The 23,639-nt window shown below is 41.9% G+C and carries 22 protein-coding genes, 1 other RNA gene and 1 pseudogene; 2 read left to right on the forward strand and 22 right to left on the reverse strand.

Going from position 1 to position 23,639, the window contains the following annotated elements:
• Nucleotides 1–251: 251 nt before the first annotated feature.
• Together EAI95_RS06560 and galU are read left to right on the forward strand one after the other, a co-directional pair.
• The gene (locus EAI95_RS06560) at nucleotides 252–1,268 is read left to right on the forward strand and encodes an NAD(P)H-dependent glycerol-3-phosphate dehydrogenase (protein WP_117744778.1); all 1,017 of its coding nucleotides are present in this window, start codon (nucleotides 252–254) and stop codon (nucleotides 1,266–1,268) included.
• Nucleotides 1,269–1,329: 61 nt separating this feature from the next.
• Nucleotides 1,330–2,238, forward strand: coding sequence for a UTP--glucose-1-phosphate uridylyltransferase GalU (gene galU, locus EAI95_RS06565; RefSeq protein WP_123159615.1), 909 nt, complete (start codon nucleotides 1,330–1,332; stop codon nucleotides 2,236–2,238).
• Between the two features lie 225 nt (nucleotides 2,239–2,463).
• Here galU and EAI95_RS06570 read toward each other — a convergent pair whose 3' ends face one another.
• From EAI95_RS06570 to EAI95_RS06675, 22 genes and pseudogenes are all read right to left on the reverse strand, one after another.
• A complete protein-coding gene (locus EAI95_RS06570; protein WP_123159616.1) occupies nucleotides 2,464–4,428 on the reverse strand; it encodes a C69 family dipeptidase in 1,965 nt (654 codons plus the stop codon).
• 227 nt (nucleotides 4,429–4,655) lie between these two features.
• Nucleotides 4,656–5,342 (reverse strand): rhomboid family intramembrane serine protease, encoded by a 687-nt coding sequence (locus EAI95_RS06575; RefSeq protein WP_129822536.1) that lies wholly within the window; start codon nucleotides 5,340–5,342, stop codon nucleotides 4,656–4,658.
• The gene (locus EAI95_RS06580; protein WP_129822537.1) at nucleotides 5,326–5,865 is read right to left on the reverse strand and encodes a 5-formyltetrahydrofolate cyclo-ligase; all 540 of its coding nucleotides are present in this window, start codon (nucleotides 5,863–5,865) and stop codon (nucleotides 5,326–5,328) included. Before EAI95_RS06580 ends, EAI95_RS06575 begins: the two co-directional genes overlap by 17 nt.
• Before the next feature lie 12 nt (nucleotides 5,866–5,877).
• Nucleotides 5,878–7,011, reverse strand: coding sequence for an N-acetyldiaminopimelate deacetylase (locus EAI95_RS06585; RefSeq protein ID WP_129822538.1), 1,134 nt, complete (start codon nucleotides 7,009–7,011; stop codon nucleotides 5,878–5,880).
• A 63-nt stretch (nucleotides 7,012–7,074) separates the two neighbouring features.
• Nucleotides 7,075–7,773 carry a 2,3,4,5-tetrahydropyridine-2,6-dicarboxylate N-acetyltransferase gene (gene dapD, locus EAI95_RS06590; RefSeq protein WP_006595464.1) on the reverse strand — a complete coding sequence of 233 codons (699 nt, stop codon included), beginning with the start codon at nucleotides 7,771–7,773 and terminating at the stop codon, nucleotides 7,075–7,077.
• 209 nt (nucleotides 7,774–7,982) lie between these two features.
• The gene (locus tag EAI95_RS06595) at nucleotides 7,983–8,897 is read right to left on the reverse strand and encodes a hypothetical protein (protein WP_129822539.1); all 915 of its coding nucleotides are present in this window, start codon (nucleotides 8,895–8,897) and stop codon (nucleotides 7,983–7,985) included.
• 69 nt (nucleotides 8,898–8,966) lie between these two features.
• Nucleotides 8,967–9,635: a hypothetical protein gene (locus EAI95_RS06600; RefSeq protein ID WP_129822540.1), complete on the reverse strand. Its 669-nt coding sequence runs from the start codon at nucleotides 9,633–9,635 to the stop codon at nucleotides 8,967–8,969.
• 260 nt (nucleotides 9,636–9,895) lie between these two features.
• Nucleotides 9,896–10,642: a hypothetical protein gene (locus EAI95_RS06605; RefSeq protein WP_129822541.1), complete on the reverse strand. Its 747-nt coding sequence runs from the start codon at nucleotides 10,640–10,642 to the stop codon at nucleotides 9,896–9,898.
• A 10-nt stretch (nucleotides 10,643–10,652) separates the two neighbouring features.
• On the reverse strand, nucleotides 10,653–11,294 hold the full coding sequence (locus EAI95_RS06610) for a hypothetical protein (RefSeq protein ID WP_233436512.1): 642 nt from the start codon (nucleotides 11,292–11,294) through the stop codon (nucleotides 10,653–10,655).
• Nucleotides 11,295–11,593: 299 nt separating this feature from the next.
• On the reverse strand, nucleotides 11,594–12,388 hold the full coding sequence (locus EAI95_RS06615) for a hypothetical protein (RefSeq protein WP_129269856.1): 795 nt from the start codon (nucleotides 12,386–12,388) through the stop codon (nucleotides 11,594–11,596).
• 21 nt (nucleotides 12,389–12,409) lie between these two features.
• Nucleotides 12,410–13,552 (reverse strand): hypothetical protein, encoded by a 1,143-nt coding sequence (locus tag EAI95_RS06620; RefSeq protein ID WP_129822542.1) that lies wholly within the window; start codon nucleotides 13,550–13,552, stop codon nucleotides 12,410–12,412.
• Between the two features lie 182 nt (nucleotides 13,553–13,734).
• Nucleotides 13,735–14,211: pseudogene (gene pgi / locus EAI95_RS06625) on the reverse strand (glucose-6-phosphate isomerase); the annotation flags it as partial.
• 196 nt (nucleotides 14,212–14,407) lie between these two features.
• Nucleotides 14,408–14,779, reverse strand: a complete 372-nt coding sequence (locus tag EAI95_RS06630) for a PTS glucitol/sorbitol transporter subunit IIA (RefSeq protein ID WP_008808177.1) — start codon at nucleotides 14,777–14,779, stop codon at nucleotides 14,408–14,410.
• 98 nt (nucleotides 14,780–14,877) lie between these two features.
• Nucleotides 14,878–15,858 (reverse strand): PTS glucitol/sorbitol transporter subunit IIB, encoded by a 981-nt coding sequence (locus EAI95_RS06635; RefSeq protein WP_038804194.1) that lies wholly within the window; start codon nucleotides 15,856–15,858, stop codon nucleotides 14,878–14,880.
• A 13-nt stretch (nucleotides 15,859–15,871) separates the two neighbouring features.
• Nucleotides 15,872–16,417 (reverse strand): PTS glucitol/sorbitol transporter subunit IIC, encoded by a 546-nt coding sequence (locus tag EAI95_RS06640; protein ID WP_001015684.1) that lies wholly within the window; start codon nucleotides 16,415–16,417, stop codon nucleotides 15,872–15,874.
• Entirely contained in the window at nucleotides 16,414–16,911 is a 498-nt protein-coding gene (locus tag EAI95_RS06645; protein WP_033585448.1) for a transcriptional regulator GutM, read from the reverse strand. Before EAI95_RS06645 ends, EAI95_RS06640 begins: the two co-directional genes overlap by 4 nt.
• Nucleotides 16,911–18,737 carry a PRD domain-containing protein gene (locus tag EAI95_RS06650; protein ID WP_080639548.1) on the reverse strand — a complete coding sequence of 609 codons (1,827 nt, stop codon included), beginning with the start codon at nucleotides 18,735–18,737 and terminating at the stop codon, nucleotides 16,911–16,913. Before EAI95_RS06650 ends, EAI95_RS06645 begins: the two co-directional genes overlap by 1 nt.
• Before the next feature lie 62 nt (nucleotides 18,738–18,799).
• The gene (locus tag EAI95_RS06655) at nucleotides 18,800–19,600 is read right to left on the reverse strand and encodes an SDR family oxidoreductase (RefSeq protein ID WP_001000837.1); all 801 of its coding nucleotides are present in this window, start codon (nucleotides 19,598–19,600) and stop codon (nucleotides 18,800–18,802) included.
• A 186-nt stretch (nucleotides 19,601–19,786) separates the two neighbouring features.
• The gene (locus EAI95_RS06660; protein ID WP_008808173.1) at nucleotides 19,787–21,136 is read right to left on the reverse strand and encodes a glucose-6-phosphate isomerase; all 1,350 of its coding nucleotides are present in this window, start codon (nucleotides 21,134–21,136) and stop codon (nucleotides 19,787–19,789) included.
• Between the two features lie 320 nt (nucleotides 21,137–21,456).
• Nucleotides 21,457–21,551, reverse strand: an RNA gene (gene ffs, locus EAI95_RS06665) — signal recognition particle sRNA small type.
• A 39-nt stretch (nucleotides 21,552–21,590) separates the two neighbouring features.
• Complete coding sequence (gene tadA / locus EAI95_RS06670) at nucleotides 21,591–22,103, reverse strand: tRNA adenosine(34) deaminase TadA (protein WP_129822543.1); 513 nt, start codon at nucleotides 22,101–22,103, stop codon at nucleotides 21,591–21,593.
• 221 nt (nucleotides 22,104–22,324) lie between these two features.
• On the reverse strand, nucleotides 22,325–23,617 hold the full coding sequence (locus EAI95_RS06675) for an adenylosuccinate synthase (RefSeq protein WP_129822544.1): 1,293 nt from the start codon (nucleotides 23,615–23,617) through the stop codon (nucleotides 22,325–22,327).
• Nucleotides 23,618–23,639 lie beyond the last annotated feature (22 nt).

The raw sequence follows: 23,639 nt of genomic DNA on the forward strand, positions 1-23,639 counted from the left end.
TAATAAGTGAAATTATTATACCACAAACTAGTAATAATGCAACTATAAAGTAACATTTTTTATTTAGTTTCCTTCCTAAATGAATTGTCTTCACAAAACAATTGATAGTTATACAAGTTTTTTTGCCTATATTATGTTAAAATAGAGAGAAGAATAGGATCATTCTTCAAGGCCCTCTTGGAGCGTTTTTGAAGATGCAAGTCCTAGATTTCTAGACTTGCTTGAAAATAGATATAGAAATGGAAGATACAATGGAAAAACAAACCGTTGCAGTATTGGGTCCTGGTTCATGGGGAACAGCCCTTTCACAAGTCCTCAATGATAACGGCCATGAAGTCCGTCTCTGGGGAAATATCCAAGAACAGATCGATGAAATTAACACCAATCATACCAATCAGCGCTATTTTAAAGATATCGTTATTAGTGATCAGATTACCGCTACGACCGATCTGAAAGCAGCCTTGGACAGTGTAGATGCCATCCTCTTTGTGGTTCCGACTAAGGTAACCCGCTTGGTAGCTAAACAAGTCGCTGAGACTCTGGACCATCCTGTCAAGGTCATGCACGCGTCCAAAGGACTAGAACCAAATAGTCACAAACGGATTTCTCAAATCTTAGAAGAGGAAATCCCTGCTTCTCTACGTAGCGAGATTGTGGTTGTGTCTGGGCCAAGTCACGCTGAAGAAACCATCGTTCGCGATATCACTCTGATCACAGCGGCTTCTAAAGATTTAGAAACAGCTCGTTATGTTCAAGAACTCTTCAGTAACCACTACTTCCGCCTCTATACCAATACAGATGTGATTGGGGTAGAGACAGCTGGAGCTTTGAAAAATATTATCGCTGTTGGTGCTGGAGCCCTCCATGGACTCGGCTTTGGGGACAATGCCAAGGCTGCCATCATCACACGTGGACTAGCTGAAATTACCCGTCTAGGTGTTAAACTAGGTGCCAGCCCCTTAACCTATAGTGGACTATCCGGAGTTGGGGACCTGATCGTGACAGGGACTTCCATCCACTCTCGGAACTGGCGAGCTGGGGATGCCCTCGGTCGCGGTGAAAAACTGGAAGATATCGAAGCCAACATGGGCATGATCATCGAAGGGATTTCAACCACTAAGGCTGCCTACGAACTGGCTCAAGAGCTAGACGTCTACATGCCAATCACACAAGCCATATACCAAGTAATTTATGAAGGGCAAGATATTCGTGAAGCCATCAACTTCATGATGAGCAACGAATTTAAAGAAGAAAATGAGTGGAACTAAGGAATTCTTCCTTCCCAATCAGATCAACAACCAATCATTCTTCAGTTAGAAAGGAATTATTATGACAAAAGTTAGAAAAGCAGTCATTCCTGCGGCTGGACTTGGAACTCGTTTCCTACCTGCTACTAAAGCCCTGGCCAAAGAAATGCTGCCAATCGTGGATAAGCCAACCATCCAATTCATCGTTGAGGAAGCCCTTAAGGCTGGCATCGAGGATATTCTCGTTGTCACTGGTAAATCAAAACGTTCGATCGAAGACCACTTCGACTCAAACTTTGAACTTGAGTACAACCTCAAGGAAAAAGGGAAAAATGACCTGTTGAAACTGGTCGATGAAACTACCGGGATGCGCCTCCACTTCATTCGTCAAAAACATCCGAACGGCCTTGGAGATGCTGTCCTTCAGGCGAAGGCCTTCGTTGGGAATGAGCCTTTCGTTGTGATGCTGGGTGATGACCTCATGGATATTACAGATGATACAGCGACTACGCTCACTAAGCAATTGATGAATGACTACGATGAGACACATGCTTCAACCATTGCTGTCATGAAAGTTCCCCATGAAGAAGTTTCTGCCTACGGTGTCATTGCTCCTCAAGGGGAAGGCATCAACGGACTCTATAGCGTTGAAACCTTTGTCGAAAAACCGGCACCTGAAGAGGCACCGAGTGACCTTGCCATTATCGGTCGTTACTTGCTAACTCCAGAAATCTTCCAGATTTTGGAAAACCAAAAACCAGGCGCTGGAAATGAAATCCAATTAACGGATGCCATTGATACCTTAAACAAGACCCAACGAGTATTTGCCCGTGAATTTAAGGGCAGACGCTACGATGTAGGGGATAAGTTTGGTTTTATGAAAACATCTATTGATTATGCCTTGCAACACCCACAGGTTAAAGATGATCTCAAACAATACATCATTGATCTTGGAAAAAAATTAGAAACATCTGAACAAACTTCGGACTAAACCATATACGAATCTGAAGGATGCAAAAGAGACTGACCATATGGTGTAAGTGGTTCGCCACTCTACAAAATGGTCAATCTCTTTTTTCTTGTAAAAAAGAAGAGAGTGGGACAGAAATCGGTCATTCGTTAGAATTCGATTTCGTCGTCCCACCTCCGCATAATTGAGAGGCTAGGACTTTTGTCCCAGCCTCCTCTTTCATTTATTCTCTTGTTTATCTATTTTTTAAGGATGAACATTGTAAGAATAATTTGTATTTGGGTAAGTCTCAATTTCACCTGGATTGAAATTAGAACCGAAGCGATTATTGTTGTTTACACTGTTTCCTGCTACAGGAGCTTCAGCTGGAGCTTGAACAGTTTCTTCAGGCTTCGCAGGGGTTGCTACTTGGGTAGGTGCAGATGGTTGTTTGTCCTTGTTAGCAGCATAGCCAAAGCGATTGTTTGGATTTCCTTCTGCATTTGCTGGGATATCCTTATTAGAAGGGGTAGCCCTATAATAAGAAGCAGGAATTTCAATTTTTGTAATATTTCCGTCAACTTGTGGTTTTTCTGAAACTGTTGGTGTGTCTGGTTTCTTAGGCTCTTTAGGATCTTTAGACTCTTCAGGATCTTTATAATTATCTGGTTTAGAAGCACGATAAGGATCTGACTTGCGTCCAGCTGCCTCTAATTGTTTTTCCATTAATCTTTCATAATCTTTGAAGTGTTGGAAAAGGCGATCAGACAAGTCAAGGGCATCTTTCGTTACTTTATCTTCAGCAGCTTTTGCAGCTTCCGGTTGATCTTTTAGTGAATAATATTCAATATCTTTCTTCTCTTGATCAGCAATAAATCCTTTTTCTAGTGCTTTCCAATGTTCTTGGACGGTTTTTCCAAAGATATCTTGATTGTTGATTGCCATGTTGTCAATATGCCAAACAGTCCAATACCAAGAATTTGGATCATAGGTTTCTGTTTGTGGTTTAAAGACTTCATGAGTGTCTTTCACATTTCCATAGAATGGGACATATGGAGTGTTCCGTGATGGTCCCATTCCTAGCCAAACTGTACCACCAAATGATTTTGGTAGTTTTGGATTGATTTGATAGACATGGGCATCAATAACATTTTCATTACCTAGTGCATATTTGTATTGATCTTTGCGAACTGTGTCGTTTGCACCATTGTCACCTTGTTTCTTGACACCGATTTGATCGTCCGGTACAAAGCGACCATTCAAGTGTTCAAAACGGTTGCGTTGGAGAGCAAAGGCATCTTCTAATGTAAATTTCTTATTTGGATCAGTTGGTGAGCGGAAGAGTTCGTATTCATCATCCTCGTAAGTCACTTTTGAATTTGGATCAAGTACTGTAATCCCTGCATAAGTCCGAGAACGGTCTCCTTCTGCATATTTTTCAGGTCCGTAAGACTTAGCAATATGGAAGTTGCCATCTTTATCAGTCTTGTAACTTCCTGATTCTTTTGCTACTTTTTCAACATCTTTTGAAGCGATAACATTTTCCTTATCATTCAAATCAACGTGACCAAGGTAGTAGGTATTTGCAAAGACTGCATATTTATCTTCTGGTACCTTCACCGCTACATATTGGTGACCTGAAAGGATTTCCATATACCAGGTTTCGTTTTGGTCAGCAACTACAACTGTATTTCCTTCGGCTGATCCCTTTTCTTCGATAACTTTTCCAAGTAATTCGATTGCTTCACGAGCTGTTTTTGCACGAGGTAAAATCACATCGAGCATAGCAGCTTCTGGAAGTCCATCTTCTTTTAGTGGATCTTTTGCTAATACTTTTTTATTTGGGATTGCTGTAACAGTGGCAGTCATTGAAACACCCGCTTCGTTGAAGCCATGTTCTCCGAAAGCACCGTTGCTACCGTCTCCACGAGCGGAGTCATAGGTAGCTGTGTATTTCATTTCACTGGCAGCATGAGGATAGGTGAAACCATTGGATTCGTCCTGAATTTGGTCCCCTTCCTTATAATTCTTGGCATCAACAACAACATAGTTTTTGTTGTGTTTTCCGCCATTTGGATAATAAGGATAGTCCTCAGTCCGGCCAAACAGGGTGGTCCCATCCTTGGTCAACTGACGTCCAATGATAAATCCACAGCAAGCCTCAACAGCTTGAAACGGAAGGAGCAATATAGCCATCGCTACTAGCGAGAGCTTAATCAACCATTTTTTCATTGCAAATCTCCTCTTATTTAATATTTTATCCATTTTATGAATGGATAAGAAAGATATTTACAATTGCTAGTTTACTCCTTTTTAACCCTTTTTGCAAGCGCTTTCTTATGTGGTCTTTATTCACCTTTAGAGCAACTTTTTGGGTGTATCTGCTTGTTTTGGGATTTTATATACAAAAAAACTGAGACTTCACTCAGTTTTCAGATAATTTACAAATTCGTTACAAATCATAAAAAGGGATGAGCAAATAAAGCCCAAGCATAAAGAAGAACGGCCCCAGCTGTATAAAGGAACAGAGCTCCCAAGCGCCAGCTTTTTTTCACACTATCTCGCTCCCCATAGACGGGAAAGACAAAGGCTAGAATCCCTCCTCCTACCAAGCCTCCTAAGTGACCTGCTAGACTAATCCCTGGCATAAAGCTAAAGAGGATATTGATCAGGATCAAGGAAGTATAACTTTGGCTCAGATACTGAATGTAGGGACTCCGAGCAATAAAACGTAAACTGGCAATAGCGCCAAAGATACCGAACAAAGCGGTAGAAGCCCCTGCTGCGACGACTTCTGGAGAAAAGACCAAGACAAAGAGATTCCCCATCAAGCCAGATAGCAGATAGAGGGCTAAGAAGGCCTTTGAGCCAAATAAATCTTCTGCGATCCTTCCGAGGAAATAGAGGGTAACCATGTTCAAAACAAAATGTTGCAAGCCAATATGAACAAATATGGCAGCAAGCAACCGCCAGCTCTGGCTCGGGTCTACTTGGATTTCAGCTCCTAAGACACCCCCAAAATCATAAACAGTTTGGACAGATTCATAGTCAAAACCACGAACCAGCAACATGGCTAGAAAAACGCCGGTTGTTAATAGGAGCAAGCTACTGGTCACTGGGTATTTCTTATCAAATAGTTGATTCATCCACAAGAACCTCCTGTACTGGAATATCATGGGGAGCAGGTGAAAAGTCTACTTCCTGGCAAGCATAGATAGTGCTGACGGTCGCTCCGTCGAAATCTGCCAAATAGCGATCGTAATAGCCTCCTCCATAACCCAGACGGTAGCCATCCTTTTGAAAGGCCACTCCAGGAACATGGATCAGGTCAATCTCCGACTGATCTACCGCTTGAGCCCCATCCTCTGGTTCCAAGAGACCAAAGGCTGTTGGTTTCAATTTCTGCGGGTCATAGACTGCAAATTCCATGCGTCCTTTGGGATAGGTTTTTGGGATGACAACCTGTTTACCATCTTCTTGAGCTGCATCAATCAGAAAACTCGTATCCACCTCATGCGGGAAGGACAAATAGGTCGCAATAACGCTTGCTTCTTGGTAAGCTGACAAAGAGCGTAACCGCTGGATCAAGGCTCGATCAGCCTTTCGCTTGTTCTCCGGCTCCAAGCCTTTCATCTTCTTCAATATACTTTTTCGAATACTTGCTTTCATTTCCGTCTCTCTTTATTGGTTGGCTTTCATTTTCAAGAAAGGACTAATGGCTTTGACCCCAACGTGCAGGGCTTCTTCCTTGGGACTCATCTGAGGGTGATGGAGGGCAAATGGACTATCCACTCCCAACCAGAACATGACCCCATCTACTTTTGACAAGAGATAACCAAAATCCTCTCCAGTCATGGCGGGTAGGATATCAATCAAGGTGACATCTTCTGCTTGATCAAAGAAGGTCATCAGTTCATCTGCCAAGTCCGGATTGTTTTCCACCGGCAAATAGCCCCCTTGCTTAAGTTCAAGATCTATCTCCATATCAAAAGCATCTGCAACCCCTCTGGCAATCGTCTCGAGTCGCTTCTGGGTCAAGAGGTTCATTTCCATGGTCAGGGTCCGAATCGTCCCATGCAGAAAGGCCGTCTCCGCAATGACATTATTGGTCGTCCCCACATGCATGGAACCGAAGGTCACAACAGCTCCCTCGATAGGATCGACATTGCGGCTGACAATGGTTTGAACCTGGGTGACAAAATAGCTAGCAGCAACCAGGGCATCCTTGGCTTCATGAGGAAAGGCGGCGTGTCCACCTTTTCCTTTAAAGGTCAGCTTCACTTCACAGGTCCCTGCAAAGAGCGTCCCCCGATTGGTCGCGATTTCGCCTACCTTTAAGTCCGGACGGACATGGAGGCCGTAGAATTGATCAGGTAGCCAGTCTCCAAAGGCCCCATCTTCATACATAAGCATGCCTCCAGCTTCATTTTCCTCGGCTGGTTGAAAGAGGAATAAGAGATTGTTCTTAGGCTGTTCTTGAACCAATTGCTCCAACAAGCCCAAGGCTAAGGTCATATGAACATCATGGCCACAGGCATGCATCCGACCTTCGTGGTGGGAGGCAAAGTCAAGGCCAGTTTGCTCGATAATGGGCAGTCCATCGATATCCGTCCGCCAGCCAATGGTCTTTTCTGGATTGGATCCTTTCAGAAAAACCAGGATCCCCGTCCGCCAGGTCCGCTGCTCGACGAATTCTTTTCCCTCGGTGATTTCTGCGATGCGCTCCAAGAGATAGGCTTGTGTTTTAAATTCTTCTAGTCCAATTTCTGGGATTTGATGCAGGTCCCGCCGAATTTTTACTAAATCAAGTGTCATATCCATCTTCCTCTTTTGAGAAGAAGCCGAGGTATCCCCCAGCTTCCTTTTCTTATTCCTCTATTATAGGTTACGCAAGGCATCCTCAAGCGCTGTTTTTTGTTGCGTCTGTTCGTCAATCGTCTTGATCACGCGCGCAGGCACACCCGCTACCACTACATTTTCAGGCACATCTTGGGTAACGATCGCACCCGCCGCTACGACGGAGCCATTACCAACTTGAACCCCTTCGATGACGACGGCGTTGGCTCCCACCAAGACGTTATCCCCGATACGAACTGGTTCTGCAGAGGCTGGCTCAATGACACCAGCTAGAACCGCTCCTGCTCCGATATGGCTGTTTTTACCAACCGTTGCACGGCCACCAAGAATAGCTCCCATATCGATCATGGTCCCCGCACCGATTTCAGCACCGATATTGATGACGGCTCCCATCATGATTACCGCATTGTCTTCAATGGTCACCTGATCTCGAATAATCGCACCTGGTTCAATCCGGGCATTCAAATAACGCTTGTCCAGCAAAGGTACCGCTGAATTGCGACCATCTTGCTCTACGATATAGTCTTTGTTTTCTGTTAGGTTGGCAAGAAGGGGCTCAATCTCTTTCCAGTCTCCAAATAGGACATTGCCTAGCTTTACAACGGATGCTGGAAGCTCTCCTGCCAATTCCCCTTCAAAGGTCACTTTTACGTTGGTTTTCTTTTCTGCATTGCCGATAAAGGCGATAATCTCTTGTGCAGTCATTTTTTGTGCAGTCATGGCGATACCTCTTGTTCTATGTAGTCAGTCCTCTAGGAAAATAGGCTCCTTTTGAACTCTTAGATTTTACTATTATAGCATAATTTGCAAGAATTCTTTCTCATCTAAAGATTTCATCAAAGCAACACGTTCTGGACCAATAGAGACAAGTAGAGAGGCCAGAATTTTTTGACAACCCCTAAATAGGAATTCTCAGATGATCTTATCGATTATGATTTATCCTCAACACTCCTTATACTTTTCAAACGGAATCTCCCCCCAGTTTCATCAAAAGACATAAAGACACTCATCTTATCTTTTGTAGTATAGACGATTGTAATTCGTTTGACTCCCCCAATAGCATAATTATTATGCATAAAGTCAGGAGTTCCTAATTCTTTTACAGCTTCTGTCAACTCTAGACCTTCTTCAGATGAAGCTTGCAAAGCCTTATAGTCTTTACTTGTTTTCGTGACTTCTCCTCTAAAACTTTTCCTAGTATAATAGGTCACACTACTGAGTTCCATAGAATCTTGTTCTTTCAGAAAATTAAGAGACAAGCGCCCTGTATCCCCGACGAGCTCATATTCTAATCCGATTCTCTGGCTACCGTCGGAGCTAGAGGACAGGTGACCAGAGACCGCTTTCCCAATCTGATCGACAATCTGCTCTGGCGTTACATTAGGTTCATTCGCTTTTCTCACTAAAGAAATGAAATCCTCTATGGACAATTCAATTCTGTGGTCCTTGTCAATATAAGGAGAATCTTCTCCAAAAAATGTAAATTCAGTTTTTACGGATGAATCTGTTGGGAGCTTCTCAGTCTTTTTAGTGGTTGAATAGGAATCTCTTTGATGGGAAAGGTATCTTACATAGTGGAGAGCCCCACAAAAGAGACACACAATGACGACAAGACCTATCCCTAGCTTCAGGAGACCACTGCGACGAGAAAACCAGGATGCTTTGAACTGGCCCATTTGGGATGCGTATACTCGATCTGATCTCGAATATTTGTCTTCCTCAAATTGATCTTTGGATTCAAATACCTCTCCTTGTGGTTGACCTTCTGAAAACACCTCCGGTACTTTTTTATTCCCCCCTGGCACTTTTGACCATTCTCGTTGAATTTTTCTACCTTTTTGCATTTCACTCTCCCTTATTCTCGTTTCTCAGGATGGAAGAAAACGGAATGAGACTCCTCCTTCTCACTTTAGTTATTCTTTTTTATCCTTTAATTTCGTCATACTTCCCAAACGGAAAAAATCTCCATCTTGATCAAAATACAAGGTAACTCGCATCTCATCACTTGCTTTATAGGAGATAGCAATTTGAGCCTCCGTCCCAGGTAAAAAACTGGAATAGAGCCAATCTGGTACTCCCAATTCTTTGATAGCTTCCATCAACTCCACCCCCTCTTGACCTGGCTGAGGAATAAGAGCACTATAATCATCACTTGTTCTTTCAGTTGATTCTCTCTGGCTTTCTAGGGTAAAATACTGAATCGAATGCAGAAGGAGGCGATTCTCCTTTTCACTAAAATCAAAGTCCAGTGCTGCTTTATTATCGGTAAGGAGATACGTCAATACACTTCCTCGACTACCATCAGAGTCTATACTCACATATCCATCTCTTGCTTTTCCTAATTGGTTGAAAATATCATTCATAGTAAGGTTGGCATCATTAATTTTTCTAATGTATGCGACAACCTCCTCTATATTGATATCAACTTTATGATTTGGGTCTGTATAGCGAGAGTTTTTATTAAAAAGATTTTTAAATTCCTTATCTGATAAACGAGCCTCTGTCCCCTTGCTTAATTTTACAGAGTGAGAATCATGCGCAGGTGATTTCACATATCGAGACACAATGTTAAAAAGGAACAAGAGGAACAGACCTCCTAGCACTAGCTTGAAGAAAATAGAGAAATGAGCTAAGTAAGACTTCTTAAGCACACTTTTTTGAAGATTCTCTCCACCATTTCGCTTCCCTGTTTTTGCTTCTTTGACCCTGCTTGGTAGTTCCATCCTATCATTCTGCAGATTACTTTTTGAAGAGAGCTCTGAAGAGATTTTATTTCCACCTGGGACCTTAGTCCATTCTCTCTGAATCTTTCTACCTTTTTCCATTCAATTTCTCCCCTCTATCAGGTAAGACTTGTAATCCCTTGAGAGTCCACCTGGCTCTTTCGCAACAAATAGCAAGAACCATCCATTATTTCAATCTCTAATAAATAAGTTTTTCCCTTCTCATCCTGATAGGACAGTTGAAAACCTTCCTGATCAGGCCCGATCTGGTGTCGAACGAAAGATTGTAAGCCCTGATAGCTACCTAGAAGTGCTTTCAGATCCATCTTTTCTCCAGGTTCTAAGCTCTGGTAAACTTTTTCTGAAAAAGCTTTGTTTCCCTCCCGGTCTAGATTGGCTAGACTGGCGTCGATCTCTTCTAGCAGATAGCTCCCATCAGCCCCCTTGCTAAAAAGCAAACGGATGGAGGCTCCCTTTCCCCTATCGTCCCATCGATAGAGCAGGGAGAGACTGGGTTGCTTACTTGCTGTAGATTGAAAGAGAACTTTCTCTTGGGGGTGCCCCATCTCCTTCAGAAGGGTCTCCAGGCGACTTCCAGTCTGCTTCAGGCTACCGTTTTGGTTCTTTATCGACAGAGAAAAATGCTTAATTTGTTCCAAGGTCCATGGCGAATCCTTTTTTTCATTCGTTTCTTTTAAGAGTCGCTCCCCTTGAAATTCTTTCGCTTTAAAAGTTGATAAGTTCTTTATTTCACTTATCGCTGTAGAATTTTTCGGCGGATGACTAAGGACCTCTAACCCCATCCCTAGGAGGAGCGCTAGCAGCAGGAGACCAGGAATTGTTAACTTCTTGATGACTGTATCCATTTACTCCTCCTTATTCGACCTTGACTAGATGATAGCGAGCATCTTTTTGGGCTTGCAAAGTGAGAAAGACGAGCCCCTCTTGTGCACGGTAGGTTAGGACCAAAACTGTCTTTCCATCCTTACGATTCAAAAGCAATGATTGTGGCAAGCCAACCTTTTGTAAAATGTCTTCTAGTTTCATGCCAGTTTTCTCTTTCCCACTAGCAAGACTGGTCAAGGCTGCCTTTTTCAGCTGTTTACTTTCTATATTCTGCTTAGAGGTTGGTTGATAGCCCTGAATAGCTGTTAGATAGTAGCCATCCTTCATATGGGTAAATTCAAATTGGTATCTATCTCGACCATCTTGTGTCGTTCTATAGCTGAGACGAAGGAGCTGCGTTCTAGCTTTTGACTCAAGCCGAGCTTGCTTGGCTCCCCCTAATTTTTTGACCAGGGTCTCTGGTGTCGTCCCCTTGGTGCTTGGCCCACCAGTCCCATCTCCTATTTTAAATTCTAGCAATTCCTCCAAATGCACCCCAACTTCTGGTCGATCTGATTTCGCCAGGAAAGCCTGCAGATAAGCTTCTTCCTTACGAAAGGTCACTTGCTGGTCTGGATTTAGCTGGTCTTGTGGCCTCCCAGAAGCAGCAAGCCCATAGCCTACTCCCAACATTCCCAGGATCCCTAAAAGAATCCCTCTTTTTTGGATGAAAACCAGGAGGGCCTTCAGATGTTTTCTTATTGTTTCCTTTACATTATCCATTCTGTGATCGAATCTGTATCCCTTTCCGTCCAACTGTTCACGCCTATTTCCTTTAGCAACATATCCTACTATACCATAAATAGCCAGTCCTCGCTAGAATAGAGAAAGACCTGGAATGTCTATTCCAGATCTTTTTAGGGTTTTAAGTGAATGGATTTTTCCTCCCTTACCTCTTTCGAAAAGAATGAATGAAGAGCCCTTCTTCATCATCATTCTTTTTCAGATAAGAGGAAATCACCATCTGATTGTCTCACAAAAGTCAACCTATATTCAGAGGAACTTGAGGATTTAAAAGATACTCTCATTGTAGTCACAATATCATGAGTTTTGTAGTCCTCTTCTGCAGACATTGAAAGACTAGAAATAGTATGATCCTTAATCACTTCCTTGTAGGATACACCATCCTTACCAGTTTTGGCATCTCCCACTTTCAGTTTATCATAGTAAGATGAGGTCATAAAATCGTCCTCAGCTTCTTTATAATTTCCTGAATAATAGAGGTCTTTTAAATAATAATTGTCTCCATTCTTCTGAAACGTAAGGCGCATTTCACGAACAGTACGATAAGAAGGCAGCGTATCATCCTGATCTTCGTCTAACTCGCCCCATTCTAAATCAATTTTATCTCTTCGAAACGTGCCTTTCAAAGCCTTGCCATGTGCATCCACGACATCTTCAATGCTTGTTCCTAAATCTGGAGTTTCGTATGTCCCAAACTCCAAATCAGCTAAATCATCAATATTCCAAGAAAATTCTGCTTCTTCCGGATTAATATACTTCCCAGACTGATCACGTTTTGATTCCCCTGCGTCAGCTGTTGGGTGAAGGGCCGGTTCGCTACTTTTAGCATTTGTTGCACCAAAAGAACGGCCAAGAAATAGACCTGCAATGACTCCTAAGACTGCAAAAACACTAACACAAGCGATTAATAGACCTTTCCCTGGCTTCTTTTGATTACCAGTTTCTGGCACACCAAATGGTGCCTGTGATTGATTCATATTCATCTTTCATCTATCTCCTCTATATTAAAAACGTTCTGGACCAATGTATAAGAAGTCCCCGTCTGGTTGTGCTAAGAAGCGTAATGTCTTATAATCGTCACCGACCTTAAAGTTTACGGTTGCAATAACACGAGTAGAGTCATACTCTTCTCCATCTGCAGTAGCTTTTGTTTCTGTTCCAATTCGAACAGCACTTGATTTACGCTTTTTCAAAACTTCTGATAAGGAAGTTCCACCTTTACCAGTTTTCTTATCTCCTGTTTTCAGATTTTTGAATTCTTTTGTACTTAACTCACGATCTGCAGAAGTATCTTCATCTTCATCGTCTTCTTCGTCTGCATAGAATTCTTCTAAATCATAAGCTTCTACAGTTTTCAAATAATAATTTCCATCAACTTTTTCAAATCGGAAATAAACATTCTGATGTTCAGCATTCTTTGCGCGATCCCAATAAAGAGTGAGGCTATTCTTATCATACTCTACACTGGAAGCCAATCCATAGGTGTCAACAATCTGATCAGCAGTCAAACCATAACCATCCTTATTGGTATAACTCAAGGAACCAAGGTCTTTAAGAGTCCAGGTGAAAACAGCCTCCTTCTTATCTGTAATGAAGCTGTTCTTTATCTTTTTTGCTTCTTCATTAGCGCGTTCTAAACGTTTTGTTCGATTAGCATCTGCTTGAGGCTTAGATGAATTTCCCCAGAAATAGCCAGCTCCACCACCAATTAATCCACCAAGAAGGAGTGCAAAAAGGGAAAAGACAACAAATTTCGTCCATCCACGCTTCGGTTTTGGTTGAACATTCCATTGCGATTGGAAGGCTTGAGGGTTCCCTTGTTGGTAGAACGGATTATTCTCTACCTGAGGCGCTTGATTTTGGAAAAATTGTTCCTGTCCTCCAGCTTGTGGTCCTTCTACTGGAGAAGCCTGTTGAAAGGCTTGCGCTCCTGGTGCCCCAAATGGCTCATAAGCTGTTTGGCTATTTTGTGCTCCAAAAGGTTCTTGGACGGTTTGACCAGTTTGAGCTTCAAGAGGTTGCTGAACAGTTTGTTCTTCTTGCGCTCCAAAAGGTTCTTGAACAGTTTGTCCCTCTTGTGTTCCAAAAGGCTCTTGAGAAACGTTCTCCTCTTGTGTTCCAAAAGGTGTCTTGTCTTCTGTTGTCATAATCTCTCCTTTACTAACAACCTGCGCCCGTCATTCTCCCCACTTTTCGTGACCATAGTTTGACGTGCAAAGTATAAATATAGTAGTTCTACTATATCATAAAACAGTCTATTTTTCCACCTCATTCTGAGATATTGAAAGCGATTAAAAAACGACCTCTTGCGAGATCGTTTTGTTGTCTATTATAGACGAGCGTTGAGTTCTTTGCTCAATTCTTCAAATCCTGGTTTACCAAGAAGGGCAAACATGTTACGTTTGTAAGCTTCAACACCTGGTTGGTCAAATGGGTTGATCGCGTTTAAGTAACCTGAAAGGGCGATGGCCAATTCGAAGAAGTAGATAGTGTAACCAAGAGTGAAGGCATCTTGCTCAGGAAGAGTCACGTACATGTTTGGTACGTCACCATCTGTGTGGGCAAGAAGAACACCGTCAGTCGCTTTTTTGTTAACGAAATCAACGTCTTTTCCTTGGAGGTAGCCAAGTCCGTCAAGGTCTTCTTCCAAAGTAGGGATGATCACATTCTTACGTGGTTTGTCCACACGGACAACTGTTTCAAACATGATACGAGTTCCTTCTTGGATAAATTGACCCAATGAGTGCAAGTCTGTTGAGAAGTTAGCTGAAGTTGGGTAAATACCTTTTTGGTCTTTTCCTTCTGTTCAGGCACCCCTTGTGGATCCATCTGCTGGGAATTCCCTTGCACTGACTGGCTAGTTTGATTGACTTGCCAATCAACCACTGCGTCATCTATTTTTTCTAATTTAGACCCAGAAGCCTGGACTTTTTGTCCAAGCTCTGAATCAATTTTTTAGACTTTTATTTTTCTAAATTGCTTGATTTTAAATTTTGTTATGGTCAAGCAGTTTCGAAAATCTGAATGGTAGAGTCCTTTTCAATTACTACTGCTTGGTCTGCTGCAACATGGAGAGTGCCCGGCAGGCTGCCCTCTTTTGAACCATCAAAAGAAATCGTGATATGGCCCAGTCCAGTTAAATTTTTTTCTACTACATTTCCTACGGCAGTAATCGAATATTCCTGACTATCTACCACCAGCTTTCCACCTTCTAGTATTGCACCTAGAAGATTTTTGTTATCGATTTTAAAACAATACTCTGCTAAGTCTTCCGGAGCTTCTTCTCCAAACAAAATGAGCATATTGGCATCTTGAATCATATTCTGAGCTTCAGGCCCCACTTGAATTACTTTAGCTTCAAAAATTTTCTTCATCTAATTCCTATTCATCCTTTCTCAAATCTGTCATAAACTTATGCTTATAGATAAGTTTAACATAATAGTTGCTATGTTTACGTGCATCTATCAAAAGTTTACTGATAAAGGCCAATACTAGCTATCCAAGCTACTAGCACCCGCGGAACACCATTGAGAAAGCGTGAATAAAGCACAGAAGGGACACCAACCTCAACTGTTTCAGCCTTGGCTTCAGATAGACCGAGTGCTACAGGAATGAAATCACAACCGTTTTGAGTGTTGATAGCAAATATAGCTGGCAGAGCCATTTGGGGCGGAATAGTCCCTTTGCCGATTTCAACTCCAATTAAGGTTCCAATAATCTGACTGATAACAGCTCCGGGGCCTAACAAAGGAGATAGGAATGGCAAGGAACAGATAAAGCCAATCAAAATGAGTCCCCAGATGTTCCCAGCTAGGGGAACCATTAATTTTGCCAGCCAATTTCCAACACCTGAACCTTGAATAACCCCAATCAGCAAGGAAACAAAGGCCATGAAAGGAATGATCGTGTTGAGCATTGTTTGGATGGCTTCACGAGCAGCCTGGTTGAAAGTCGCAACGACCTTCCCAGCGCCCATCCCAATTCTTGCTACAATACTTGTTTCAGCTTTTTGCTCTGTAATTTTTTTACTAGTATCGTAAGTTGGCTTTTCTGTTACCACAGTTGTCGCTTTTTCGTCTTCATTAGCAGCAGAAATTTGATTAAGGCCAACTGCTGACACATAGATTTCCTCGGTTATATATTGAGCTAGAGGCCCACTTTTCCCTGTAGCGACAATATTTATTGTAGGGATCCCCTTTTTAGGATAAATACCACAGCGAAGAGTACCGCCACAATCCACGATTGCTAAAGCAATTTCCTCATCTGGGATAGAAGTTTTAAACCCATTAACAGCTTCCATACCGGTCAAATCAGCAATTTTATCTACAATATCTGGCTTTTCTCCTCCGCCAGTGATATAGATGAATTTATGCTTAGCTTCACTAGGTGTAATGACCAAAGGTCCTCCGAAACCGCCATTTCCTTTAACAACTTTTATACTCTTATATGACATAATTTCACTCTTTCTATAAATCAAATGTTTTACTCAAGGTAACACCTTGCTGTTTTGCTACATAAGCAGTTGTAAAATCGGTCACCCAACCGCCTACAAAGTTCATGACAAGCCCAACAAGCATGTAACGAATGGCTAAGTCCATTTGACTTAAACCTAAAGTTTGAATTCCTGTTGCAATTCCCATCCATACAAACAATTCCCCAGGATTGATATGCGGAAATACACCATTTGAAGTGTGGCAGAACTGCATCTGAGCTGCTACAAAACTAGGTTTATAATATTCTGGTAAGAAACGTCCCATACTGATTGCCATCGGATTCCCCAGCATAAAGGCAGAAATGAAAGGTAAAATCATATACCGGCTAACAGGATTTTTGGCAGAAATCTTAGCCAGGGAATTGACCTTCTCTTCTCCCAAGAAAGCGATAAGGGTATTCATTGCAATCAATAGCATTAAGACAAGCGGTACAATATTTGTCATCCAGCTAATAAAGGTTTCTCCACCTAATTGGAAGAGTTTCATAAAACTCTCTGCAAAATTTGTAATGTGATTCATAAGGAACTCCCTTTCTTATTTTTTTTAAATAACTGTTTAATAGATAATTGTAAGTAATTCGCATAAAAGCCGAATCCCAGAAAAGAATCAGATGAACTTGTCTCTTTCTCAATACCTGCCTCATTCCAAAGATAGACTTTTCTAGCATCTTCTATGGCTGATTGCATCAACTTATTTTCTTTTCTCACAAGAGGATTATACTTGTCAAAATAATGGATGTCTTCTCCAACATAATCGTCCATATTTTGAAAACGTGCTAAGATTGTGACTCCTTGCATTTTGCTAGCTTTAAGAACCCGACCGTTTTCATCAACCGCGAACATGACAATCGTACCGGATTTGATTCTTCCGGACTTCCTGCCAATCGCTACGCGCCCCAGTTTTCGGAGCATCGTATAGGTCTTATTGAAGTCTTTGAGTTGCTGCCAGCCGAGGAACATTTGAAATATATAAGCTGCCATGACAAATACAGCGAAAATTATTAGCGAATTCATTAAAATACTCCTTTGCTCTTAGAAAATGATAGAAACTCTGTCTCTGTTTCTACAGCCCTCAATGCTTCTTTTAGAGAAGGCTCTCCTGCAATTCGAAAAATGTCGTCATACAATTCCAGCAATTCACTCTCCATTTTGCTTTCAATTTCTGAGGGAATGGCGACTAGAAAGATAAATTCAATCCAATCATCTCCTTTTTGATAAGGCTCTTCTAGCTTTCCAAACATTAAAATAGTCTTTGCATAACCCTGGTTAATTGTATGGGGGAAGGCAATTCCTCCACCAAAAATGGTTGATTGTTTTTTATCCCTATCAATTATCCGATTTCTAAAACCTTCATCAATCATCTGAAGTTTCTCTAACTCTGCAACCATATTTAGCAAGTATTGCTGATAGGTTTTTTGGGGAGTCAAACGAAGAAAACGTAAGCTGACTGTTTCTAGATTTTTTTGATGAAAAGCATTGGCCCTCTGCCATTCTTCCTGCAGCCATTGATCATCAAAAAGATGATTAACTTGAATGACTGGAGATTTAGAATCTTTATATTTTAGAGGAACTGTCGTAAAAATCGCGAAATAGTCCTGATTCAAATCCAGATTAAAATCCTCTTCAGAATACTGAGTAATGTCTACATCATTTCCAAGAATTCGTCTGAGTTGCTGAATAATCATCGCAGCAGTTCCTCTTCCTGTTGTGCAAACTACAGCTATCTGCTTGCGAGAACCATTTACAACAGAGTTTTGCTTTCTTAAAATCATTTCAAAATACAAAGCCAGATATCCGATTTCAGATAATTCCAATTCAGAACCAAAAATTGCAGATAGTTCTTCTCCAGCAATTTTCGCCATTTCAAAAGCAAAAGGATATTGAGTTTGAACCTCGCCATGGAATATATCATTAGCTTGCACATGGAAAATCAGTCGATTGATTAAGGAGCCTAGATGAGACTTGATTTCTTCAAATAATTCTTCATCATCAAAGTTAACCAACATTGTTTCTTTGACTTTCTTGACAATCCCTTGAAAAATGTTTGCAAGCTGTTCAGATTGATAAGACGGCTTGCTTAAAGTGTCAATAAAACGGATATTAAACGGAAAACACAAAAAGTCTATCTCAAACTGACTGAGGGAAATCTTATAAGTCATCTCAATATGATAGATTAATTTTTCAACCAAAGGTGTCTCTGTTAAATCATTCCTATAGTAAGGAATAGGGCAACTCAACACCCTAGATGCATGAATACGCTCCACCATAATTGAAATTGTCTTTCGAAGGAGTTCCTTTGTTTCTTTCGGGATTTTATACTCCTGGAGTAGCGTCTCCAGAAAAGAAGATGTTGCCTCGGTGAGTGTCTTTCCTTCAAAGTAAGGGGCCACTTGGTGAATATAGAGCAAGCGCAAATTCAGCTCGGACCCCAAGACCTCCAGCCCACGGTTGGGCTTTCCTGAAATAGTGATAGAGTAACTCTCTGCCAAAGATTTTACTTGTTTTAAATCCTTATTAAGGGTACTTCTACTAACACCTGCTTCCTCAGCCAAGTCGTCAATAAGAAGAGGGGAGGTTGACTCAATTAAACGTTTTAGTAAATAGGCAATTCTTTTACTGGAAGAATTGAAGTCACTCTCCCGTTTTAAACTACCAGATAAAATCCTTTCCAACTCAGTATAGTCATACACCTCTAACATTAACTGATCATCTTGTGAGATAATCTGGATACTCGGAGCCAAAACATCATTTAATTGTTGGATACTCTTTTGCAAGGTTTGCATACTAATATCCAGCTCTGAGCGCATATCTACCAAGGAATAAGTTGGCTGTGAGACCATTTTTTCTAAAATATTATACCATCGATTTACTATGGTCAACTCTCTTCCTCACCTTCATTTTTTTAACCGCGAGTTTTCCCTCCGGCAATATTTGTAGTGACTCCAGTTATATAGCTAGAACGGTCTGAAATATAGAATGCTACAAGGTCAGCTACTTCCCGTAGTTTACCACTTCGTCCCAAAGGAGTTGTTGAAGTTGAAGCATAACCAGCTCGAATATCTTCTACCGTCTTTCCACGGGTATAAGCAAGAGCTTCCTCATAAGAAAGAGTTCGAAGTCCCGTAGCTTCCATAATTCCTGGAGCAATTCCAACCACACGTACACCATGCTTACCCAGCTCTTTTGCCCATGAACGAGTGTAACTATAGACTGCTGCTTTTGTGGCAGCATAGGCACTTTGTCCTTCAGAACCTTCCAAGCCTGCTTCTGAAGCCATGTTCACAATTACACCTTTTCCATTTTTCACTAAAATACGTCCCACTGCCTGACTAACCAGATACAAACCTTTTTGATTAATCATCGTTACTTTTTCGAACGTCTCATCGTCCAATTCGTAAGGACCTTTAGGATTTTCTGCATCGATTAATAATCTAGGGATATTAATCCCTGCATTATTGACCACTGCATCAATATTGCCAAATCTTTCAACTATTTTGGCAACACCCTCTTCTACTTCAGAGCGAGAAGTTACATCAACTTTTACAAATAATAGATTTGGATGACGCAAATCGTTGTCGCTAAGATCGAAATTCGCTACGTTGACACCTAATTCCAGCAATTCTTCAACGATTGCCTTACCGATCCCAGATGACGCGCCAGTCACAAGAACTGTTTTGCCTTTTATGTTTAACCAATCATTCATTTTGATACCTCTCAAATTTTATTTACAAGGCAATTATACAGCGCTTTCATAAATGAATTAAGACACTCTTTTTTACACAGTTCAAAAAAATAATAAACTAATTAAGAGGCTTGTACTAAAAAATCCACAAGAAATGAACTTGTGGATCTCTTTTTATACTCTAAATGAACTCAAGGCATATAAGAATCAAAGGCGTGCATTCAACTCAGCACCCAGCTCTTCAAAGCCTGGTTTTCCAAGAAGGGCAAACATGTTTTTCTTATAAGCCTCAACTCCAGGCTGGTCAAATGGATTGATACCATTCAGGTAGCCAGAAAGAGCAATAGCCAACTCAAAGAAGTAAATAGTGTAGCCCAAAGTGAACTCATCTTGCTCAGGCAGTGTCACAAACATATTTGGAACTCCACCATCAGTGTGTGCTAACAGCACTCCATCTGTAGCTTTTTTATTGACAAAGTCAACATCTTTTCCTTGCAAGTAGCCAAGACCGTCCAAGTCTTCTGCCAATTCAGGAATCAGCACATTTTTGCGAGGTTTATCTACACGTACAACTGTTTCAAAGAGGATACGGGTACCTTCCTGGATAAATTGTCCCAGAGAGTGCAAGTCTGTTGAGAAGTTGGCTGAAGTTGGGTAAATCCCTTTTTGGTCTTTCCCTTCTGACTCACCAGCCAGTTGCTTCCACCACTCAGAGAAGTATTGTAGAGATGGTTCATAGTTAGCTAAAACTTCTGTCAGATAACCTTTACGGTACAAGATATTGCGTACAACTGCATATTGATATGCTTCATTTTCAGCCAACTTATCAGAAGCATAAGCCTTGCGAGCAGCATTTGCTCCTTCCATTAACTTGCTGATATCAGCCCCTGCAGCTGCGATTGGCAAGAGTCCCACTGCTGTCAATACTGTAAAACGACCACCTACACTATCAGGCACTACAAAAGTATCCCAGCCATTAGCATCTGCTTCAACCTTAACTGCACCTTTAGCGCGGTCTGTAGTTGCATAAATCCGTTTATTTGCTTCTTCCTGACCATACTTCTTAACCAAGAGTTCTTTGAAGACACGGAAAGCAATAGCAGGCTCTGTAGTCGTTCCTGACTTAGAAATAACGTTGACAGAGAAATCTTTGTCTGATACATAGTCTACCAAATCAGCCAAATAGCTTGAAGAAATAGAATTTCCAGCATAGAGGATTTGAGGTGCCTTGCGTTCTTCCTTGCTTTGTAGATTTACAAAAGAATTATTCAAGAAATCAATAGCTGCACGAGCTCCTAAATAGGAACCACCAATACCGATTACGATCAATACCTCACTATCAGATTGGATTTTAGCAGCAGCCTTTTGAATACGAGCAAATTCATCTTTGTCATATTCTTCAGGCAAGTTCAACCAGCCAGTCATTTCTGCCCCAGGACCTGTACCATTTCGCAGAGCAGAATCTGCAGCAGTCACTTGAGGCTGCATATAATCTAGTTCATGTGGTGCTACAAATTTATCTAACACCTTTGAGTAGTCAAATTTAATATGTGACATGTTTATCCTCCAATTGTTCTTTTCTTTTATGATAACGCTTTAAGAAAAAATAAGCAAGTGCTTTCGCTATTTTAAAACGTTTACATTTGTATTCTATACTATTTTTCTAAATAAGCTAACCTTAGGACATAACCGAGAGCAATCGTTTGCGTAAGTCAACAAATTTTAGGCCTATTTAGGCCTATTGAGAAGAACAATTTTGATTGACAAGAAAACAAATATGCTTCTTAAGATTGGATGTCAGCTGAATTCATTTCAGGTCCGTTCAAACTAGATTCGCTGCTCCAATATTCATCTACGCCTTGCAGGCTCGATTCATCAAGAACAATAGAAAAAGAGCACACAGTTCACTTCGCTTAGGGCTGCTGGATTCCTCCCCTGACCCGCTTCACGCAGAACTGTTGCTCCGATAGGTATTATATCATAATTTGTGGATTTTGCAAAGGTCCGGTTTTTATTCTTGTGTTTCGGCCTTGGCTGCGAGTTTGGCTTGTTTTTTTCGTTCTCGACCTTGGCGGAAGAAGGTCTGCATGATGGCTGCACATTCTGCTTCCAAGATTCCTGTTTCTACTTCGACTCGGTGATTGAGGCGTTCATCTGCCAAAATGTCGTAGAGACTACCTGCTCCACCGAACTTCTGATTGGTCGCCCCGTAAATCACCTGGGGAATCCGAGCTAGACCAATGGCACCACTACACATGACACAGGGCTCAATCGTGACAAAAAGCGTCGTATCCAGCAGGCGCCAGCTATTTTCACGCTGATTGGCCTCCTCGATCGCCATGATTTCCGCATGCATGACCGCTCGCTGCAATTCTTCTCGCGCGTTGTGCCCACGTCCAATGATCTCGCCGTCTTTGACAATGACACAGCCAATAGGAATTTCCTCATGGGCCAAGGCGATCTCTGCCTCTTTTAAAGCCTCTCGCATAAAAGCTTCTTTCTCTTCTAGGGTATAGTCTCTCACTTGTACACTCACTTACTTTTTATGTTCTTGTTCTATTATATGATGAAGCCAGAAAAAAAGCCACCAATGGGTGACCTTCTTATAGGGAGATATTATGAAAAAAAAGTTTGGATTCTAAACAAAGTTGGGAGGTCTTTGTTTATGGTCTTAGTATAGACCACAGGGCTTAAAGTATTCTTAAGACTCAAAAAAGTTGAGAGAGACTCCCAACTTTTATTGAATTATTTACTTGACCAGACACTTTCCAGGATATTGGTTTGGTCACGATCTGGTCCGACTGAGAAGGTTGAAATGCGCACACCAACCAACTCACCGATCCGGCGAACATAATTGCGGGCATTTTCTGGAAGCTCATCCAAGTGACGGACACCGGTGATGTCTTCTGACCAACCTGGTAATTCTTCATAGATTGGTTTGCAACGTTTGAGTTGCTCCAAGCTTGCTGGGTAGTGGTCAATGCGTTCTCCATCCAAGTCGTAAGCCACACAGATCTTCACTGTATCCAAACCTGACAGAACGTCGATGGAGTTCAAGCTGAGGTTGGTAATTCCTGACACACGACGGCTATGGCGCATGACAACTGAGTCAAACCAACCGACACGACGTGGACGACCGGTTGTTGTCCCATACTCATGGCCGACTTCACGGATCCGATCACCCACTTCATCAAAGAGCTCCGTAGGGAATGGGCCATCTCCAACACGGCTGGTATAGGCTTTACATACACCGACAACCTTATCGATCTTGCTTGGACCGACACCTGATCCGATGGTCACCCCACCTGCAACAGGGTTTGAAGAGGTTACAAATGGATAAGTTCCTTGGTCGATATCCAACATAACCCCTTGTGCTCCTTCAAAGAGCACGCGCTTGCCGTTATCCAAAGCATCGTTCAAGATAACAGAAGTATCGGTTACATATTGCTTGATTTGTTGACCATATTCATAGTATTCTTCGAAGATATCGTCAAAGGAAAGAGCCTCTGCTTCATAGAGTTTGGTAAATTGACGGTTCTTTTCTTCCAAGTTGATGCGAAGGCGTTCCGCAAAGACGTCACGGTCCAAAAGATCCGCAATCCGGATTCCCACACGCGCAGCCTTGTCCATGTAAGCTGGTCCAATCCCTTTGATGGTCGTTCCGATTTTGTTGTCCCCTTTTGACTCTTCTTGGAGACGGTCCAATTCGATGTGGTAAGGAAGGATGACATGGGCACGGTCAGAAATGCGAAGGCTGTCTGTTGATACCCCTTCTTCATGGAGATAAGCCAACTCTTTGACCAATGATTTCGGGTTGACAACCACCCCATTTCCAATCACAGAGATCTTTTCAGGGAAGAAGATACCAGAAGGAATCAAGTGCAACTTGAACTTTTTGCCATCAATCACGATGGTGTGACCGGCATTGTCCCCACCTTGGTAGCGAGCAATGACTTCTGCATTGGCTGATAGGAAGTCTGTAATCTTCCCTTTTCCTTCATCTCCCCACTGGGTTCCTACAACAACTACTGATGTCATATCTTTGTCTGAGCTATATAGC

It is taken from the genome of Streptococcus sp. bf_0095, from assembly GCF_004166885.1.
Taxonomy (GTDB): Bacteria; Bacillota; Bacilli; order Lactobacillales; family Streptococcaceae; genus Streptococcus.